At 72.9% G+C, this 18,580-nt stretch carries 19 protein-coding genes; 13 read left to right on the forward strand and 6 right to left on the reverse strand.

All coding sequences use genetic code 11. From position 1 onward, the window contains the following. Positions 1 to 4: 4 nt before the first annotated feature. From BJ976_RS03315 to BJ976_RS03345, 7 genes are all read left to right on the forward strand, one after another. A complete protein-coding gene (locus BJ976_RS03315; protein WP_135029678.1) occupies positions 5 to 1,219 on the forward strand; it encodes an ABC transporter permease in 1,215 nt (404 codons plus the stop codon). A gap of 35 nt (positions 1,220 to 1,254) precedes the next feature. Continuing rightward, positions 1,255 to 3,075, forward strand: coding sequence for an ABC transporter ATP-binding protein (locus tag BJ976_RS03320; RefSeq protein WP_135029708.1), 1,821 nt, complete (start codon positions 1,255 to 1,257; stop codon positions 3,073 to 3,075). 103 nt (positions 3,076 to 3,178) lie between these two features. Further along, a complete protein-coding gene (gene typA / locus BJ976_RS03325; RefSeq protein ID WP_135029676.1) occupies positions 3,179 to 5,089 on the forward strand; it encodes a translational GTPase TypA in 1,911 nt (636 codons plus the stop codon). Then, the gene (locus BJ976_RS03330; RefSeq protein ID WP_135029674.1) at positions 5,070 to 5,675 is read left to right on the forward strand and encodes a hypothetical protein; all 606 of its coding nucleotides are present in this window, start codon (positions 5,070 to 5,072) and stop codon (positions 5,673 to 5,675) included. Before typA ends, BJ976_RS03330 begins: the two co-directional genes overlap by 20 nt. Further along, complete coding sequence (fdxA, locus tag BJ976_RS03335) at positions 5,672 to 5,998, forward strand: ferredoxin (protein ID WP_135029672.1); 327 nt, start codon at positions 5,672 to 5,674, stop codon at positions 5,996 to 5,998. The genes BJ976_RS03330 and fdxA overlap by 4 nt, the downstream gene beginning before the upstream one ends. 5 nt (positions 5,999 to 6,003) lie before the next feature. After that, positions 6,004 to 7,155 (forward strand): succinyldiaminopimelate transaminase, encoded by a 1,152-nt coding sequence (gene dapC, locus BJ976_RS03340; protein WP_135029670.1) that lies wholly within the window; start codon positions 6,004 to 6,006, stop codon positions 7,153 to 7,155. A gap of 139 nt (positions 7,156 to 7,294) precedes the next feature. Next, a complete protein-coding gene (locus BJ976_RS03345) occupies positions 7,295 to 8,578 on the forward strand; it encodes a citrate synthase (RefSeq protein WP_135029668.1) in 1,284 nt (427 codons plus the stop codon). Between the two features lie 236 nt (positions 8,579 to 8,814). On the opposite strand, the gene dapD is transcribed toward BJ976_RS03345, so the two are convergent. Beyond that, a complete protein-coding gene (gene dapD / locus BJ976_RS03350; protein WP_135029666.1) occupies positions 8,815 to 9,777 on the reverse strand; it encodes a 2,3,4,5-tetrahydropyridine-2,6-dicarboxylate N-succinyltransferase in 963 nt (320 codons plus the stop codon). Between the two features lie 69 nt (positions 9,778 to 9,846). Here dapD and dapE point away from each other — a divergent pair, with 69 nt between their 5' ends. Next, a complete protein-coding gene (gene dapE / locus BJ976_RS03355) occupies positions 9,847 to 10,986 on the forward strand; it encodes a succinyl-diaminopimelate desuccinylase (protein ID WP_135029664.1) in 1,140 nt (379 codons plus the stop codon). A gap of 66 nt (positions 10,987 to 11,052) precedes the next feature. On the opposite strand, the gene BJ976_RS03360 is transcribed toward dapE, so the two are convergent. The 4 genes from BJ976_RS03360 to BJ976_RS03375 form a co-directional block, all read right to left on the reverse strand. Beyond that, positions 11,053 to 11,937, reverse strand: a complete 885-nt coding sequence (locus BJ976_RS03360; RefSeq protein WP_135029662.1) for an amino acid ABC transporter permease — start codon at positions 11,935 to 11,937, stop codon at positions 11,053 to 11,055. After that, positions 11,934 to 12,614, reverse strand: coding sequence for an amino acid ABC transporter permease (locus tag BJ976_RS03365; RefSeq protein ID WP_135029660.1), 681 nt, complete (start codon positions 12,612 to 12,614; stop codon positions 11,934 to 11,936). The genes BJ976_RS03360 and BJ976_RS03365 overlap by 4 nt, the downstream gene beginning before the upstream one ends. A 92-nt stretch (positions 12,615 to 12,706) precedes the next feature. After that, on the reverse strand, positions 12,707 to 13,597 hold the full coding sequence (locus BJ976_RS03370; RefSeq protein WP_167736934.1) for a glutamate ABC transporter substrate-binding protein: 891 nt from the start codon (positions 13,595 to 13,597) through the stop codon (positions 12,707 to 12,709). Positions 13,598 to 13,656: 59 nt separating this feature from the next. Next, a complete protein-coding gene (locus BJ976_RS03375; RefSeq protein ID WP_135029658.1) occupies positions 13,657 to 14,463 on the reverse strand; it encodes an amino acid ABC transporter ATP-binding protein in 807 nt (268 codons plus the stop codon). A 91-nt stretch (positions 14,464 to 14,554) separates the two neighbouring features. Between BJ976_RS03375 and BJ976_RS03380 the strand changes: the two genes are divergently transcribed. The 3 genes from BJ976_RS03380 (at position 14,555) to BJ976_RS03390 (ending at position 15,994) form a co-directional block, all read left to right on the forward strand. Next, positions 14,555 to 15,367: an LOG family protein gene (locus BJ976_RS03380; protein WP_135029656.1), complete on the forward strand. Its 813-nt coding sequence runs from the start codon at positions 14,555 to 14,557 to the stop codon at positions 15,365 to 15,367. Beyond that, positions 15,364 to 15,711 carry a DivIVA domain-containing protein gene (locus tag BJ976_RS03385; protein ID WP_135029654.1) on the forward strand — a complete coding sequence of 116 codons (348 nt, stop codon included), beginning with the start codon at positions 15,364 to 15,366 and terminating at the stop codon, positions 15,709 to 15,711. Before BJ976_RS03380 ends, BJ976_RS03385 begins: the two co-directional genes overlap by 4 nt. Positions 15,712 to 15,823: 112 nt before the next feature. Further along, positions 15,824 to 15,994, forward strand: a complete 171-nt coding sequence (locus BJ976_RS03390) for a DUF3117 domain-containing protein (protein WP_135029652.1) — start codon at positions 15,824 to 15,826, stop codon at positions 15,992 to 15,994. 90 nt (positions 15,995 to 16,084) lie between these two features. On the opposite strand, the gene BJ976_RS03395 is transcribed toward BJ976_RS03390, so the two are convergent. Continuing rightward, positions 16,085 to 16,735: an O-methyltransferase gene (locus BJ976_RS03395; RefSeq protein ID WP_135029650.1), complete on the reverse strand. Its 651-nt coding sequence runs from the start codon at positions 16,733 to 16,735 to the stop codon at positions 16,085 to 16,087. Positions 16,736 to 16,958: 223 nt separating this feature from the next. On the opposite strand from BJ976_RS03395, the gene BJ976_RS03400 reads away from it, so the two are divergent. Next, a complete protein-coding gene (locus BJ976_RS03400; protein WP_167736933.1) occupies positions 16,959 to 17,819 on the forward strand; it encodes a zf-HC2 domain-containing protein in 861 nt (286 codons plus the stop codon). A gap of 40 nt (positions 17,820 to 17,859) precedes the next feature. Then, positions 17,860 to 18,570, forward strand: a complete 711-nt coding sequence (tatB, locus tag BJ976_RS03405) for a Sec-independent protein translocase protein TatB (protein ID WP_135029646.1) — start codon at positions 17,860 to 17,862, stop codon at positions 18,568 to 18,570. Positions 18,571 to 18,580: the final 10 nt, after the last annotated feature.

Raw genomic sequence — 18,580 nt, forward strand, 5'->3', positions numbered from 1 at the left:
CCCCGTGAGCTCCTCTGCACTGAACACCACGTCCGCCACGGACGCCACCACCGTCGTCGACCTCGCCGAGGCCGAGGACATCAAGCTCCGGGAGAACGCGGGCAAGTCCTACTCTCAGGGGGCGCTGGTCCGGAAGCGCTTCTTCCGGCACAAGGCGGCCATGGTCTCGTTGGTCGTGCTGATCCTCGTCACGATCCTGGCGTTCACCTCGATCGGCTTCGCCGGCATCCCGGGCTGGTGGGACAAGTCCTACACCTCGGCCGCCACCATCGTGAACGGGGGCAAGCCGACCCTCTCGCTCGTGCCGCAGTTCCTCGGCGGCGAGGGCCTGCGCTGGGGCGAGCACCCCTTCGGCCAGGAGTCCACGGGCAAGGACTACTTCGCGCTCGTCATGCGCGGCACGCAGCAGTCCATGATCATCGCGGCCATCGTGGGCCTGCTCTCCACCGTCATCGGTGCCGCCGTCGGCGCCATCTCCGCCTACTTCGGCGGGTGGGTGGACTCGGTGCTGATGCGCCTGACCGACCTGATCATCGTGATCCCGCTGCTGGTGCTGGCCGCCGTCCTGGGCCAGATGGCCTCGGGCCTCGAGCTGGGGATCATCCCGCTCGCCGTGGTGCTGGGCCTGGTCTCCTGGACCTCGCTGGCCCGCCTGGTGCGCGGTGAGATCCTCTCCCTGAGGGAGAAGGAGTTCGTGGCCGCGGCCGTGGCCATGGGCGCCAAGCCCGGGCGCATCATCGCCAAGCACCTGCTGCCGAACACCATCGGCGTGATCGTGGTCAACGCGACCTTCGCGATCGCGGGTGCCGTGCTCCTGGAGACCTCGCTCTCCTACCTGGGCTTCGGTGTGACGCCCCCGGACTCCTCCCTGGGCCTGCTGATCAGCCAGTACCAGAACGCGTTCACCACGCGTCCGTGGCTGTTCTGGTGGCCCGGCATGATGATCCTGGCGATCGCCCTGTCCGTGAACTTCCTCGGCGACGGCCTGCGCGACGCGTTCGACCCGCGCCAGTCCGGTGCCCACCGTCGCAAGCGCGGCTTCTTCAGCCGCCGTGCCGCCGCCACCGAGGCCGGCGCCACCACCGCGGGCGGCCTGGCCGCCGCGCCCACCGCCCGCGACGCGGGCTTGAACGACGCCCCGGTGGACGCGGACGGCCGCCCGAACCAGCCGCACAACACCAGCGGCTTCGGTGCCGGCGGCGGACAGGGAGGCCTGTGATGAACGCAAAGGCATTCGACGGGAAGGACCGTGACATGGTCGAGAACAACGCCGGCAGCCACGCCGCCTCCACCCCCGCGGCGGAGCAGGGCGGCCTCGTGCCGGGCCCGGTCACCGCGCCGCACCCGGTGACGGGGCCGGCCACCAGCGCGATCGGCGTGGTCCAGCGCCACGACGACCTCGGCGGCGATCCGATCCTGTCCTTCCGGGACGTGGACGTGCGCTTTGCCACCGAGTTCGGCTCGGTGCATGCGGTCAAGGGAGTCACGTTCGACGTCAAGCCCGGCGAGGTCGTCGCCCTGGTGGGCGAGTCCGGCTCGGGCAAGTCGGTCACCAGCTCCACGGCCATGGGCCTGCTGCCCCCCACGGCGGACATCACCGGTTCGGTGAAGCTCGCCGGCCGCGAGGTGCTCACCATGACCCCGGGCCAGCTGCGCGGAATCCGCGGCGACGACGTCGCCATGGTGTTCCAGGAGCCGATGACGGCGCTGAACCCGGTGCTGACGGTGGGCGACCAGCTCACCGAGGCGCTCCAGGTCCACGGCCTCGCCTACGGCACCGAGGCGGAGAAGCGCGCCGTCGAGCTGCTCACCATGGTGGGCATCCCCGACGCCGCGAGCCGCCTCAAGCAGTACCCGCACCAGTTCTCGGGCGGCCAGCGCCAGCGCATCGTGATCGCCATGGCCATCAGCTGCTCGCCCAAGGTGATCATCGCGGACGAGCCCACCACGGCGCTCGACGTCACGGTCCAGGCCGAGATCCTCGAGCTGCTCCGCTCCCTGAAGAACAAGATGAACACGGGCATCCTGCTCATCACGCACAACATGGGAGTGGTGGCGGACATGGCGGACCGCGTGTGCGTCATGCTCCACGGCGAGATGGTGGAGACCGGACCGGTGCACCAGGTGCTGCAGCACCCGCAGCACCCCTACACGCAGAAGCTGCTGGCGGCCGTGCCCCGCCTGGGCGCGGTCAAGGAGGTCGCCGAGCCGACGCCCGTGACGGCCACGCAGACCACGGCGAAGTACGCGATCGAGGCCGAGGACCTCTGCATCGAGTACAACCACCGCGGCAAGCGCAACCGTGTGGTGCACGACGTGAGCTTCTCGGTGGCCCCGGGCGAGATCCTGGGCCTTGTGGGCGAGTCCGGCTCGGGCAAGTCCACGATCGCCAAGTGCGTCCTCGGTCTGCTCCCGGTGGCCTCCGGCGCGCTGCGCATCTACGGCGACGACCTCGCCACGATGCGCGGGGCGGACCAGCGGGCGATGCGCAAGAGGGTGGGCGTGGTCTTCCAGGACCCGGCGGCCTCCCTCGACCCGCGCTTCCCCATCGGCGACGTCATCACCGAGCCGATGGTCGTGCACGGCGTGGGGGACCGGCGGTCCCGCCTGGCCCGCGCCGAGGAGCTGCTGGACGCGGTGAAGCTGCCGCGCTCGGTGGTCAACCGCTACCCGCACGAGCTCTCCGGCGGCCAGCGTCAGCGCGTGTCCATCGCGCGTGCGCTGACCCTCGACCCGGAGGTCCTGATCGCCGACGAGCCCACCTCGGCGCTCGACGTGTCCGTGCAGGCCGCCGTGCTCGACATGTTCGCCGAGCTCCAGCAGCGCTATGAGTTCGCGTGCCTCTTCGTGTCCCACGACCTCGCGGTGGTGGACATGCTGGCGCACAAGGTGCTCGTCCTCAAGGACGGCCGTCAGGTGGAGCAGGGACCGACCGGGGAGGTGCTCCACCATCCCCGGGAGGAGTACACCCGCCGGCTCCTGGCCGCGGCTCCCGTGCCGGACCCGGATCTGCAGGCCGAGCGCCGTCAGGAGCGTCGCGAGTTCCTCGCCTCGCTCGGCGAGGCCGCCTACTGACGGCCCCGCACCCCGCATCCCGACGGCGGCCCCGGCGCGTATGATCGTCCGGGGCCGCCGTCGTGCCGTGCCCGCACCCCTCCCCGAACCGGACAGGACCTCCATGACCTCGACCGACACCCGCCGCTCCGACCTGCGCAACGTGGCCATCGTGGCCCACGTGGACCACGGCAAGACCACCCTGGTGGACGCCATGCTCCGGCAGACCGGCGCCTTCTCGACCCACGGGGACGTCGCCGAGCGCGTCATGGACTCCGGGGACCTGGAGAAGGAGAAGGGCATCACGATCCTGGCCAAGAACACCACGGTCTTCTACTCGGGACCCTCCGCCCCCGAGGGCGAGACCGTGACCATCAACGTGATCGACACGCCCGGGCACGCCGACTTCGGCGGCGAGGTGGAGCGCGGCCTGTCCATGGTGGACGGCGTCGTCCTCCTCGTGGACGCCTCCGAGGGGCCGCTGCCGCAGACCCGCTTCGTCCTGCGCAAGGCGCTGGCCGCCAAGCTGCCCGTGGTGCTCGTGGTCAACAAGACCGACCGCCCGGACGCGCGCATCGACGGCGTCGTCTCCGACTCCATGGACCTGCTCCTGGGCCTGGCCTCGGACCTGGCCGAGGAGATCGAGGACCTGGACCTGGACTCCGTGCTGGACGTGCCCGTGGTGTACGCCTCCGGCAAGGCCGGCCGCGCCTCCCTGACCCAGCCCGCCGACGGCGGCCTGCCGGACTCCGAGGACCTGGAGCCGCTGTTCCAGGTCATCATGGACCGCGTCCCCGCCCCGCGCTACGACGAGTCCGAGGTCCTCCAGGCCCACGTCACCAACCTGGACGCCTCCCCGTTCCTGGGCCGTCTGGCCCTGCTGCGCATCTTCAACGGCACCCTCAAGAAGGGCCAGCAGGTGGCCTGGGCCCGCCAGGACGGCGAGCTGAAGACCGTGAAGATCACCGAGCTGCTCGCCACCAAGGGCCTCGAGCGCGTGCCCGCCGAGGAGGCGGGGCCGGGTGAGATCGTCGCCGTCGCCGGCATCGAGGACATCATGATCGGCGAGACCCTCACCGACCTGGAGAACCCCAGGCCGCTGCCGCTGATCACGGTGGACGACCCCGCCATCTCCATGACCGTGGGCATCAACACGTCCCCGCTGGCCGGCCGCGTCAAGGGCGCCAAGGTCACCGCCCGCCAGGTGAAGGACCGCCTGGACAAGGAGCTGATCGGCAACGTGTCCCTCAAGGTGCTCCCCACCGAGCGCCCGGACGCGTGGGAGGTGCAGGGCCGCGGCGAGCTGGCGCTGGCCATCCTCGTGGAGCAGATGCGCCGCGAGGGCTTCGAGCTGACCGTGGGCAAGCCGCAGGTGGTCACCAAGACGATCGACGGCAAGCTGCACGAGCCGATGGAGATGATGACCATCGACATCCCCGAGGAGTTCATGGGCGCGGTCACGCAGCTCATGGCCTCCCGCAAGGGGCGCATGCAGGAGATGTCCAACCACGGCACCGGCTGGATCCGCATGGACTTCCTGGTCCCGGCCCGCGGCCTGATCGGCTTCCGCACCCGCTTCCTCACGGACACGCGCGGCGCGGGCATCGCGGCCTCCTACGCGGCCGGCTACGAGCCGTGGACGGGCGAGATCGAGTACCGCACGAACGGCTCCCTCGTGGCGGACCGTGCGGGCACCGCCACGCCGTTCGCCATGATCAACCTGCAGGAGCGCGGCTCGTTCTTCATCCAGCCCGGCTCCGAGGTGTACGAGGGCATGATCGTCGGCGAGAACTCCCGCGCGGACGACATGGACGTGAACATCACCAAGGAGAAGAAGCTCACCAACATGCGTGCGGCCTCCTCCGACTCGTTCGAGGGCCTGACCCCGCCGCGCGTGCTGACCCTCGAGGAGTCCCTCGAGTTCGCCCGCGAGGACGAGTGCGTGGAGATCACCCCGGAGGACATCCGCATCCGCAAGGTCGTGCTGGACGCCAACGAGCGCCTCAAGGCTGCCCGTGCCCGCGCGCGGGCCTGAGCCGGTCCGTCCCCGGCACGCCACGACGGCGGCGCCCGCCCCCTCCGCGGGGGACGGCGCCGCCGTCGCGGCATCCACGCCCCCGACGGCACCCCGCCGCGGCCGCGGCGTGCTGCCCGGACTCATCCTCGGCGCCCTCGTCGGGGCCCTCGGCACCGTGACGCACCTGAACCTCGCCCCGGTGGCCGGCGCGGCCGTGCCGTGGGGCCTCGCGCTCGCCCTCCTGCTGGCGGGCTCCACCCAGCGGTGGTGGATGCGCGTCGCGGCCGCCTCCGGCGCGCACCCCGTACCGGCCGGCGGCGCCGTCGCGATCGGCGCGTTCACCGTGGTCCTGGCCCTGTACCGGCTGCCGGCCACCGACCGGCTCGGCCTGCCGTGGACCGCCCAGGTCGCGCAGGCCATGCCGACGGCGCTGCTCGCCTCGGTCGGCTGGGTCGTGGGCCTGCCCGTGCTCGGGGTCGTCCTGCTGGTGCTCGGCGCGCGGCGTCGTCGTCCGCGTCCCGCCCCGGGCGGCGGGGGCGGAGCGAGTACCCTGGGAGGAACCCCGAATCCCGTGCCCGTCAGAGAGGTGGATGGTCAGCCGTGACCTATGTGATCGCGTTGCCGTGTGTGGACGTCAAGGACAAGGCGTGCATCGACGAGTGCCCCGTGGACTGCATCTACGAGGGCGAGCGCTCCCTGTACATCCACCCGGACGAGTGCGTGGACTGCGGCGCGTGCGAGCCCGTGTGCCCGGTGGAGGCCATCTACTACGAGGACGACGTCCCGGAGGAGTGGGCCGACTACTACAAGGCGAACGTCGAGTTCTTCGACGACCTCGGCTCCCCGGGCGGCGCCGCCAAGCTGGGGCAGATCGCGAAGGACCACCCGCTGATCTCGGCGCTGCCGCCGCAGGGCGAGGGCGCCTGAGGCGCATGCTGACGCTGCCGGACTACCCCTGGGACACGCTCACCCCGTACCGGGAGCGCGCCGCGGCGCACCCCGAGGGCACGGTGGACCTGTCCATCGGCACCCCGGTGGACCCCACGCCCGCGCTGATCCGCGACGCGCTCACCTCCGCCGCGGACGCCCACGGCTACCCGACGACGCACGGCACCGACGCGCTGCGCCGCGCGGTGGCGGACTGGTTCGCCCGGCGTCGCGGGGTGGCCGGCCTGGATCCGCGGGCCGTCATCCCCACGGTGGGCTCGAAGGAGTTCATCGCGTGGCTGCCCACGCTGCTGGGGCTGGGGCCGGGCGACGTCGTGGTGTTCCCCGCCACCGCGTACCCCACCTACGCGATCGGCGCCCGGATCGCCGGGGCCGAGGCCGTGGCCGCGGACACCCTCGCCGATCTGGACGAGGACGTCCGGGCCCGCGTGCGCCTCGTGTGGACCAACTCCCCGGCGAACCCGACCGGCGCCGTCCTGGACACGCCCGCCCTGAAGGCGATCGTGGACGACGCCCGCGCGCTCGGCGCCGTGGTGTGCGGCGACGAGTGCTACGCCGAGCTCGGCTGGGACGACTGGGAGGGGCGCACGATCCCGTGCATCCTCGCACCGGAGGTCTCGGGGGGCGATCACACGGGGCTGCTGAGCGTCTACTCGCTCTCCAAGCAGTCCAACCTGGCCGGCTACCGCGCGGCGTTCGCCGCGGGGGACCCGGAGCTCGTGGCCGCGCTGGTCAACACGCGCAAGCACGCCGGCATGATCGTCCCGGCACCCGTGCAGCACGCCATGGTCGTGGCCCTGGCCGACGACGAGCACGTGGTCGCGCAGAAGGCGCTCTACCGCGCCCGTCGCGAGGCCCTGCTGCCGGCCCTGCGGGAGGCGGGGTGCGCCGTCGACCACTCCGAGGCCGGCCTCTACCTGTGGACGCGCCGCGCGGACCTCGACCCGGCCGCCGCCACGGAGCAGGACTCCTGGGACCTGCTGGGCGAGCTGGCGGACCTCGGGATCGTCGCCGGTCCCGGCGTGTTCTACGGCGAGGCGGGGCACGGCTACGTGCGCGTCGCACTGACCGCCTCCGACGAGGCGGTCGCGGCGGCGGCCCGGCGCCTGCGCGAGCGCGGCCCCCGGACCGACTGAGGCGTCGTCGCACCGCCCCCACCATGCCGCCCCGCCGGGCGTGACTTGGTAGCGTGGGCCGCAGTCGCTCCCGAGCGCGGGCTCCGCCATCCGCCGGTCCCGCCCGGACCCACCACCACAGGAAGACGAGGGAGACACCGTGACCGAGAACGAGTCCGCCCGGCTGACCGTCGGCGATCAGACCCTGGACCTCGGCGTCGAGCGCGCCGTGGCCGGCAACGACGGCATCAGCATCGCCCCGCTGCTCAAGGAGACCGGCAAGGTCACCTATGACCCGGGGTTCATGAACACGGCCAACGCCAAGTCCGCCATCACCTTCATCGACGGCGACCAGGGCATCCTGCGCTACCGCGGCTACGCGATCGAGGACCTGGCCGAGCACTCCACCTTCATGGACGTGGCCTACCTGCTGATCAACGGCGAGCTGCCGGACGCCCAGCAGTCGGAGGCGTGGGAGACGAACATCCTGCGCCACAACATGGTCCATGAGGACATCAAGTCGTTCTTCAACGGCTTCCCGCGGGATGCGCACCCCATGCCGGTGCTGTCCTCCTCCGTGTCCGCGCTGTCCACCTTCTACCCGGACTCGTTGGACCCGTTCGACGAGGAGCAGGTGCACATCTCCACCGTGCGCCTGATGGCGAAGCTGCCGGTGCTGGCGTCCTATGCCTTCAAGAAGTCCCTGGGCCAGCCCTTCATGTACCCGAAGAACGACCTGAACTACGTCGAGAACTTCATGCGGCTGTGCTTCGGCGTCCCCGCCGAGGACTACGAGATCGACCCGACCATGGCCAAGGCCCTGGACCTGCTGCTCATGCTGCACGCGGACCACGAGCAGAACTGCTCCACCTCCACGGTGCGCCTCGTGGGCTCGGCCCACGCCAACATGTTCGCCTCGGTCTCCGCCGGCATCAACGCCCTGTACGGCCCGCTGCACGGCGGCGCCAACGAGGCCGTCCTGAACATGCTCCGCCGGATCCAGGCCGAGGGCATGAAGCCCGAGGACTTCATGGAGAAGGTGAAGAACAAGGAGGACGGCGTCAAGCTGATGGGCTTCGGCCACCGGGTGTACAAGAACTACGACCCGCGCGCCAAGATCATCAAGAAGACCGCCGCGGACATCCTGGAGAAGCTCGGCGGCAACGACGAGCTGCTCGAGATCGCCCAGCGTCTCGAGGAGAAGGCCCTCGCGGACGACTACTTCGTGGAGCGCAAGCTCTACCCGAACGTGGACTTCTACACCGGCGTGATCTACAAGGCCATGGACTTCCCGGAGAAGATGTTCACCGTCCTCTTCGCGCTGGGTCGTCTGCCCGGCTGGATCGCCCAGTGGCGCGAGATGATCGAGGACCCCGCCACGAAGATCGGCCGCCCGCGCCAGATCTACGTGGGCCAGGACCTGCGCGAGTTCCCGCAGCGCTGATCCGCGCGCGGGGCACACGACGCCCCCGTCCCTCCGTCCGGAGGGTGCGGGGGCGTCGTCGTGTCCGGAGGGTCCGACGCCGGCGCGCAGATCGGTGGGCGCGCGGCCCTGCTCCGCGCCGACTGGTGAGGACACACCCTCTACGGGCCCGCCAGGGGGGCGGAGACGGTGTGTCCTCACCACGACGCGCCCGCGACGGGCACGGCGGTGCCTCCGCGGGACGGGGGGCGGGGACGTCAGTTCGCGTGCAGCGCGGCGTTCAGCTCCACGGTGCGGCCGCCGCGGGGGAGGGCCTCCACCGCGCCGGTGGCCGAGTTGCGGCGGAACAGCAGGTTCGGCACGCCGGAGAGCTCCACGGCCTTCACGGTGCGGGAGTCCTCGCCCGGGCGGACCACGGTCACCAGGGTGCCGGCGGTCACGTAGAGGCCGGCCTCCACCACGGAGTCGTCGCCGATCGAGATGCCGACGCCGGAGTTCGCCCCGAGCAGCACGTGCTCGCCGATCTCCACCCGCTGCTTCCCGCCGCCGGAGAGGGTGCCCATGATGGACACGCCCCCGCCGAGGTCGGAGCCGTCGCCCACCACCACGCCCGCGGAGATGCGCCCCTCGATCATCGAGTGGCCCAGCGTGCCGGCGTTGAAGTTCACGAACCCCTCGTGCATCACCGTGGTGCCCTCGGCCAGGTGGGCGCCGAGGCGCACGCGGTCGGCGTCGCCGATGCGCACGCCCGAGGGCACGACGTAGTCGGTCATGCGCGGGAACTTGTCGATCCCGTACACGTTCACGGTGCCGCGGGCGCGCAGCTTCGCGCGGGTCAGCTCGAAGCCGGCGACGGCGCAGGGGCCGACGTTGGTCCACACCACGTTGGTGAGCAGGCCGAAGACGCCGTCCAGGTTGAGCTCGTTCGGGCGGACCAGGCGGTGGGACAGGGCGTGCAGGCGCAGCCAGGCGTCCTCGGCGGAGGCGGGGGCGGCGTCGAGATCGGCCTCGACCTCGACGACCTCCTGGGAGGTGCCGCGGTCGGCGTCGTCGGCGGCGAGGCCGCGCAGGGTCTCGGCGAGGGACGCGTCCGCGGTGGCCAGGGGACCGGCCGCGGGCGCCGGGAACCACACGTCCAGGACGGCGCCGTCGGCGGCGCGGGTGGCCAGGCCGTGGCCGGAGACGAGGCGGGTGCTGGTGGTCTGAGAGGTCTCGGTCATGCACGTCAGCCTACCGACGCCGTCCCCGGAGCCCCGGGGCGCGCAGGCCGCGTCCGTAGGATGGACGCCATGACCGACGCCGTCGCCCCCGCCCTGCCCGACCTCGCCGACCCGGAGCTCGACGTCGCCGCGTTGACGGCGCTCCTGCTGGACATCCGCTCCGTCTCGGACGAGGAGGGTCCGCTCACCGATGCCGTGGAGGCGGCCCTGACCCCGCTGGACCGGCTGACGGTCCGCCGTTTCGGGGACGCCGTGGTGGCCCGCACGGACCTGGGTCTGGCCTCGCGCGTCGTGCTGGCCGGGCACCTGGACACCGTCCCGCTGCCCACCGTGCCCGGCTCACGCGGCACCGTCCCCAGCATGTGGGACGGGGATGTGCTGTACGGCCGCGGCGCCGTGGACATGAAGTCCGGCGTGGCCGTCCAGCTGGCCCTCGCGGGGCTCTTCGGGCACGACGCCGGCCCGCGCCCGGCGCACGACGTCACGTGGGTGTTCTACGACCACGAGGAGGTCGAGTCGGAGAAGTCGGGCCTGGGACGCGTGGCGCGGGAGGCCCCCGAGCTGCTCGAGGCGGACTTCGCGGTCCTGCTCGAGCCCACGGACGGCGTCGTCGAGGGCGGGTGCAACGGCACATGCCGCTACCGGGTGACGTTCTCCGGGGTCGCCGCCCACTCCGGCCGCGCGTGGCGCGGCGACAACGCGATCCACAAGCTCGGCGGGCTCCTGACGGTCCTGTCCCGCTACGAGCCGGCCACGGTGACGGTCGAGGGTCTGGACTACCGCGAGGGCCTGAACGCGATCCGCGTGTCCGGGGGCGTGGCCGGCAACGTCATCCCCGACGCGGCCGCCGTGGACGTCAACTACCGGTTCGCCCCGGACAAGACGCTCGAGGAGGCCCACGCCCACGTGCGCGAGGTCTTCGCCTCCGCCGGGGTGGACTGGGACTCGCAGGTGGAGGTCACCGACGCCTCCGCCGCCGCGCGGCCGGGCCTGGACCGCCCGGAGGCCGCGGGCTTCGTGGCGGCGGTGGGCGGGGAGCCCCAGCCCAAGTACGGCTGGACGGATGTGGCGCGGTTCTCCGCTCTCGGCGTCCCCGCGGTGAACTTCGGCCCGGGGGACGCGCTGCTGGCGCACACCGACGACGAGCACGTCACGCGCGCCGCCGTCGAGGCCTGCCGGGACGCCCTGCGGGTCTGGCTGCTGGGCTGACCGGACGGCGAAAGCCCGCCGTCCCCGGACTCCGGGGACGGCGGGCTCTGACGTGTGCGGGGAGGGTCAGGCCGCGGCCTTGCGCCCCACGGCCACCGCGGAGGGTCCAGCCGCCGGCTTCGTGCGGCCCGCCGTCCGGGAGGACAGGCGGCGGGAGAGCCGCGTGGCCACGAACGTCAGGATCATGTTGATGACGATGAAGATGACGGCGGCCACCACGAGGGTCTGCAGGATGTTGCCCTGGCCGGCGCCGAGCTGGCGCGCGTACTGCAGGAGCTCGAAGAACCCGATCAGGTAGCCCAGCGCGGAGTCCTTCAGGATCACCACGAACTGGCTCAGCAGCGAGGGGAGCATCGCCACGAGGGCCTGGGGCACCTCCACGAGGCGCAGCGACTGATTCGGCGTCATGCCGACGGCCGCGGCCGCCTCGCGCTGGCCCTTGGGCAGGGACCGGACGCCGGAGCGCACCAGCTCTGCGATGACCGCGCCGTTGTAGAGCGTCAGGGCCACGATCACGGCGTAGTACGGGCTGTCGGCCGCGTTGATGGCCCCGCTGCGGGCGACCAGGGCGAACGCCTGGTAGAAGAACACCATCATGATGAGCACGGGCACGGCGCGGAGGAACTCCACGATCACGCCCGCCACGGCTCGGACCGGCGCCAGCGGCGCGAGCCGCAGGAACCCGAACACGAGGCCGAACACCACGGAGGTCACCACGGCGATGCCCGCGGACTGGAGGGTGAACTGCAGGCCGGGCAGGTAGTAGTCCGACCACGCGGAGGCGTCCAGCGCGGCGGTCCACCGGCGCGGCTCGAGCTGGCCCCGCTCCTGGAGGCGCAGGAGCACGAGGGCCGCCCCGGCCAGCACGACGACGGCGGCCACGACGTTGGCGATCAGGATGCGCCGCCGGGCGGCGGGGCCCGGGGCGTCGAACAGGACGGATGCGCTCATCGGGCCACCGCCCACTTCTCGGAGGCCCACGTGGTCAGCAGGCCGATCGGGATGACGATCAGGCAGAAGCCGATCGCGAAGGTCAGGAAGATCGCCACCATGACGTCGGGGCGGAACTCGATCATGGTCTTCATGAGGCCGGAGGCCTCGGCCACGGAGGCGGCGGCCGCCACGGTGGTGTTCTTGGTCAGCGCGATGACCGTGTTCCCCAAGGGGGTGATGGCCCCGCGCAGGGCCTGCGGGAGGATGACGAGCCGCGCGGCCGGCAGGAAGCCCAGGCCGATCGCGCGGGCGGCCTCCGCCTGGCCGAGGGGCACCGTGTTGACGCCGGAGCGGACCGCCTCGCACATGAACGCGGCGTGGTACAGCGACAGCGCGATCACGGCGTAGATGAAGAAGTTGAGCTGGAAGTCGGGCGCGAAGGTGACCTTGAGCTGGCCCCACACGGCGAGCACGCCCAGGAGCATGAGGATGGTGAGCGGCGTGTTGCGCACCACGTGGACGTAGCCGGCGCCGAGGGCCCGCAGGGACGCCACGGGGGAGATGCGGCACAGGGCCAGCAGCACGCCCAGGACGAACGAGCCGATCGTGGCCAGGACGGCCAGACGGATGTTCATCCAGAACGCCTGGGGCACCTGGGAGCCGTACTGCTCGAGCAGGGTGGACAGGGATTCCATGTCGCTTCCGATGGTCGGTGGGATGTGCCGTCACCGCCGCGGCGGCGGCGACCCCGTGCGGGGCCGCCGCCGCCGGCGGGACGGGGGACGGGTCAGGAGCAGGACTCGAGCTCGGCGTCGTCGCCGGAGTTCAGCTCCTCGCTGTACTCGTAGCCGGTGCCCTCGGTGTTGGCCTGGAGGGCCTTCTCCCACTCGCCGGACTCCTTCATCTCGGAGATCGCGTCGTTGATCTCCTCGCACGTGTCGGAGCCCTTCGGGATGCCGACGCCGTAGCGCTCGGTGGTGAACGTGTTGCCCACCACCTTGAACTTGCCCTGATTGGCGTCCGTCGCAGCGAGGCCGGCGAGGATGATGTCGTCCGTGGTGACGGCGTCGACCTGGCCGGACTCGAGGTAGGTCACGCACTCGGCGTAGCCGCCCTGCTCCACGAGGTTCACGCCGGAGGCGAACTGGTCCTTGATCTTCTGGGCGGAGGTGGAGCCGGTGACCGAGCACAGGTTCTTGCCGTTGAGGGACTCGGGGCCGGTGATCGAGGTGTCGTCCGCGCGGACCAGGAGGTCCTGACCGGCCACGAAGTACGGGCCCGCGAAGCCCACGCGCTCCTTGCGGGCGTCGGTGATGGAGTAGGTGGCGAAGATCATGTCCACCTCGCCGTTCTCCAGGGCGTTCTCCCGGTTGGCGGAGGGGGTCTGGACCCAGGTGATCCTGTCCTCGGACACGCCCATCTTGTCGGCGACGTAGCGGGCGACGTCGGTGTCGAAGCCGGTGGGCTGGGCGTCCCCCTGGCGGAAGCCGAGGCCCGGCTGGTCGTACTTGATGCCGATGCGCAGGGTGTCCCCGCCGCCGGCCTGGGCGCTGCCGGAGGAGCCGGCCGCGGCGGAGGACTCGCCCGAGCCCCCGGAGGAGGACGGCGAGCAGGCGGAGAGGGACAGCGCCGCGGCGGCGGCCACGGCGGTCACGGAGAGGAACTTGCTGCGGATCATGGGGTGCTCCTGAGGACGGGGGTGGGGTGGGGTGCGGTGGACCGCGGGGGTCGGGGACGTCAGTGGACGAGGATCTTGCCCAGGAAGTCCTGGGCGCGCTCGTGCCGGGGGTTCGTGAAGAAGGACTCCGGGTCGGTGTCCTCGAGGACCTCGCCGTCGGCCATGAAGATGACACGGTCGCCGGCCTTGCGGGCGAAGCCCATCTCGTGCGTGACGACGACCATGGTCATGCCCTCCTTGGCGAGGCCCACCATGACGTCGAGCACCTCCTGGACCATCTCCGGGTCCAGCGCCGAGGTGGGCTCGTCGAACAGCAGGGCCTGCGGCTCCATGGCCAGCGCGCGGGCGATCGCGACGCGCTGCTGCTGGCCGCCGGAGAGCTGGGCGGGCATCTTCGTGGCCTGGTGGGCTACGCCCACGCGCTCGAGCAGCTCCATGGCATGACGCTCGGCCTCCGCCTTGGGCTTGCCCTTGACGCGGATGGGGCCGAGCGTGACGTTCTCGAGGATCGACTTGTGCGCGAAGAGGTTGAACGACTGGAAGACCATGCCCACCTCGGCGCGCAGCCGCGCCAGCTCGCGGCCCTCGGCGGGCAGCGGCTCACCGTGGATGAGGATGCGCCCGCCGTCGTCGTCGATGGTCTCGAGCCGGTTGATGGTCCGGCACAGCGTGGACTTGCCCGAGCCGGAGGGGCCCAGCACGATCGCGACCTGCCCGCGGGGGATCGCCAGGTCGATGTCCTTGAGCGCGTGGAACTCGCCGAAGTGCTTGTTCACGTGCTCGAGGCGGATGAGCGCGTCGGCGCCGGCCGGGGCGGCGGTCGAGCCGGTGTGGCCCGCCTCACCGGGGGGTGTGGTCTGCGTCATGGCGGGGAGCCTACCGCAGGCGGGGTCCGCCGTGCTTGCCGGTGACGGACCGCGCGGGCATGATCTCGGGCGGCTCGCCTAGGCTGGCGGCATGGCCACCGACGACTCCGCCGCCCCCGCCTCCACCGCCGGCCACGCCGGCGCGGACCGCCGCCGCGTGCACCGCGGCGGGCAGGTCCTCACGGGCCCCGCCGCCACGGCTCCGACCTTCGACCAGCTCCTGCTGGACGCGCGCGAGGCGCCCGCCGGGCAGGCCCGGGTGCCCTCCACCTCCTCCACGTCCGACGCGTGGCGCGTGCTGCGCATCCAGTCCGAGTTCGTGGAGGGGTTCGGCACCCTCGCCGACCTCGGTCCCGCCGTCTCCGTCTTCGGCTCCGCCCGCACGGGGGAGGGCACCGAGGAGTACGCCCTCGGCGTCGAGCTCGGCCGCCTCCTCGTGGCGGCGGGCTACGCCGTGATCACCGGCGGCGGCCCCGGCGCCATGGAGGCCGGCAACCGCGGCGCGCACGAGGCCGACGGCGTCTCGGTGGGCCTGGGGATCGAGCTGCCGTTCGAGACGGGGCTGAACCCCTACGTCGGCATCGGGGTCGACTTCCGCTACTTCTTCGCGCGCAAGGTCATGTTCCTGCGCTACGCCCAGGGGTTCGTGGTGCTGCCCGGGGGGTTCGGCACGCTGGACGAGCTGTTCGAGGCGCTCACCCTCGTACAGACCGGTACCGTCACCCGCTTCCCCGTGGTGCTCGTGGGCCGGGACTTCTGGGGACCGCTCGTGGACTGGATCCGCGGCACCCTCGCCGCCCGCGGGATGATCTCCCCGGAGGACGTCGACCTGCTCTGCGTCGTGGACACCGCCCAGGAGGCCGTGGACCGCATCCGCGCCACGTGCGGGGAGCCCCGCGCGTGACCACTCCCATCTGGATCGCCGCCGTCCTCGTCCTCGTCGTCGCCGTCGCCGCCCTGGCGGCCGCGGCCGTCGGCCGCGTGGCCCCCGCCCCGGGCGACCCGGCGGGGCGGGCGCCGGTGCACCCCGTCCTGCTGCCGCCCCGTCCGCGTGCCGCCGACGTCGACCGCGTGCGGCTGGCCACGACCGTCCCCGGATACCAGCGGGATCAGGTGGACGCCGTGCTCGCGCGCCTGCGCGAGGCTCTCGCGGAGGACGAGGGGCGCATCGCCGAGCTGGAGGACGAGCTGGCCCGCTGGGAGGGCGCCGACCGGGCCGATGGCACGCCCGCGGCGGATCCGCGATAAAATGGGTGTGCGACCGGTCACGTGCGCGCTGCGCGCGGGGGCCGGTCATACCGACGCGAGCGCCACCGACAGCACGTGTCAGCCGGGAACTCCATCAGAAGGGAAGTCACAGATGGCCGCCATGAAGCCCCGCACCGGGGACGGTCCCATGGAAGTGACCAAGGAGGGGCGCAGCCTCATCATGCGTGTCCCGATCGACGGCGGCGGACGCCTCGTCCTCGAGATCAACGCCGACGAGGCCAAGGAGCTCCAGCAGTGCCTCGAGGGCGTCACCCAGGGCTGACGCCCACGTCCTGACGCCGCGGCCCCGCACACCCTCCGGTGTGCGGGGCCGCGGCGCGTCCGGGGACGGGGCGTCCCGCCCGGGCGGCGGTCAGCGGCGGACGGCCAGCAGCACGCCCGTGCCCGTGGGGACCACCGCCGAGACCCACGCCTCGTCCTCGCGGACCAGCTTGTCCACGGCGCGGGCGGAGACCGTGGCGGGCTCGCGCACGGCGGCGCGCGGGACGCGGTCCGAGTCCAGGGCGTCCACCACCACGAGCAGACCCCCGGGGGCCAGCATGCGCGCGGCCTGCTCGACGTCGAACGCGCGGGAGGCGGGGTCGCCGTCCACCAGCACGAGCTCGTACGCGCCGGCGGTGAGGCGCGGCAGGACCAGGCGCGAGCGTCCCGTGATCATGCGCGTCCGGGACGAGGGCAGGCGGGCCTCGGAGAAGGCCTCGCGGGCCGCCCGCTGCGCCTCCGCGTCCGGGTCCATCGTGGTGAGGACGGTCCGCTCGGGCAGGCCCCGCATCAGGGCCAGGCCGGACACCCCCGCGCCCGTGCCGATCTCCACGACCGCCGACGGCGCGCGGGTGGCCGCCAGGACCGTCAGCAGGGCCGCGGTGCCCTCGCTGACGGCGCGCACGCCCTGCTCCGCGGACCGCTCGCGGGCGCGCAGGAGCACCTCGTCCTCGGCCGTGCGGGCCTCCGCCCACGCCCAGGCGGCGTGCTTGTCGGTGGGCTGGGGGTGCAGGGCGCTCATGAGGGGCTCCGGGGATCGGCGGGCCGGGGGGACGGGCGTCCCCTCGGGGGTCGGGGCCAGTGTACGGAGCGGGCGCGTCCGCGCGTCCGATCGTCAGCGCCCCAGGTTCCTCCCAGCCGGGCCGGTCATGATGGTCGAGGCCGCGACGCCGCGGCGCGTGTCCCCGCCGCGCCGTGCGCGGACGGTCGTGCCGCAGACCGTCGTGGGACCGGGAGGAGGCGTCATGGGGCACCGGCAGTGCGTGAGCCGCCTCGACGCCCATCTCGAGGGTGCCCTGCCGCGCCGCCTCGACCGCCGGGTGGAGCACCATCTGCGCCGCTGCCCGGAGTGCCGGGCCGTCGCGGACCAGCGGGCGCGGGTGCTCCTGGCCGCCCGCAGCATCCACTCCCGCCCGGCCGCCACCGCCGCCGTCATGCGCCCCCGCGGGGTCTCCGGCCGGCTGGTGGTGTCCGTCCTCGTCCTCACCCTCCTGGTCGGGGGCCTGCTCGCCGCCCTCTGGCTGGTCGGCGCGCCGGACCAGGGCCGGCAAGCGGCGGACGGGCCGGCGGGCGCCGGCCTGGAGGTGTCCCCGGCGGCCGCGGGGGAGGTGGAGGACGCCGTCGAGCACGTGGAGTGGCTCCGGGCGCACGGGTGGACGGCCCCGGCCCTGTACGCGGCGGGGCTGCGTCCGCTGTCCGTGGACGCGGCGCGCGAGGGGGAGACGGCCCGCGTCAGCGTGGCCTGGGGCCGCGGAGAACCCCTCGTCTCCGTCCGCGAGTGCCGTGGCGGGCAGGACCGCATGCGCACCGCCTGCGCGGAGCGCGGGGCCGTGGGCCTGGGGCCGGAGCGCACCCTGCCGGTGGGCGTGGCCTACCGCATCACGGAGGGCACGGACCGGCGGTGGACGGCCCTGCTGACCACTCCCGAGGCGGCGTACCGGGTGGACGCGGACGTGCCGCGCGGTCAGGCGGAGGCCCTGCTCACCCAGGTGGTGGTCGCGGAGCGCTCCGGACTCGCCGAGCCCCCGCACGAGGACGTCCTCGGCGAGCGGCTCGAGCGAGGCCTCGAGCGGCTCCTGGGGGAGGCCGGCGGCCCGACGGACTGAGGCGCGGTCGGGCCGGATCCTCTCTAGTAGAGTGCGGGGCGTGCTGGGAATCAACGGGTCTGAGCTGATCATCCTGATCGTCATCGCCCTCGTCGTGCTGGGACCCGAGAAGCTCCCCGAGTACACGCGGAGCCTGACGCAGTGGATCCGGCGCATGCGGGACATGGCCGAGGGCGCCAAGACCCAGTTCAAGGAGGAGACCGGCACGGACTTCGACGAGGTGGACTGGCGCAAGTACGACCCCCGTCAGTACGACCCCCGCCGGATCATCCGCGAGGCCCTCGCCGAGCCTGTCGGCGGGTCCTCGCCGGCCGCCCGCGCGCAGGAGCTCACGGGGGTCTCCGCCGAGGACGTCCACGGCGGCCTCACCCAGCAGGACCTGCGGGACATGGACCCGCGCACCCTCTTCCGCCGCCCCTCGGGGGATGGCAGCTCCGCGGCCCCGGCCGACGACGCCCCGGACACCTCGGCCGCCACCGCCCCCACCACGACGCCGGACGTCGCGACCTCCGTGTCGGCGGGGGGAGCCCTCGCGGGCGGGGCCGCTGCGGCCCTGCTGGCCTCCGGCCGCGCGCAGGACGTGCTCGACGTGCAGGAGCCCGAGGCGTCCCCGGCGGACCGCCCGTCCCCGGCGCCCGTGCGGGAGGACCGCACCGCGCCCGCCGGGCGGCCGCGCCGCCTGGAGACCGAGCCCCGCCCCCTGGACCTGCTCGGCCTGGCACCGGCGCCGTTCGACGTCGACGCCACCTGAAACGCCACGG

It is taken from the genome of Micrococcus flavus, from assembly GCF_014204815.1.
GTDB classification, from domain to species: Bacteria; Actinomycetota; Actinomycetes; order Actinomycetales; family Micrococcaceae; genus Micrococcus; species Micrococcus flavus.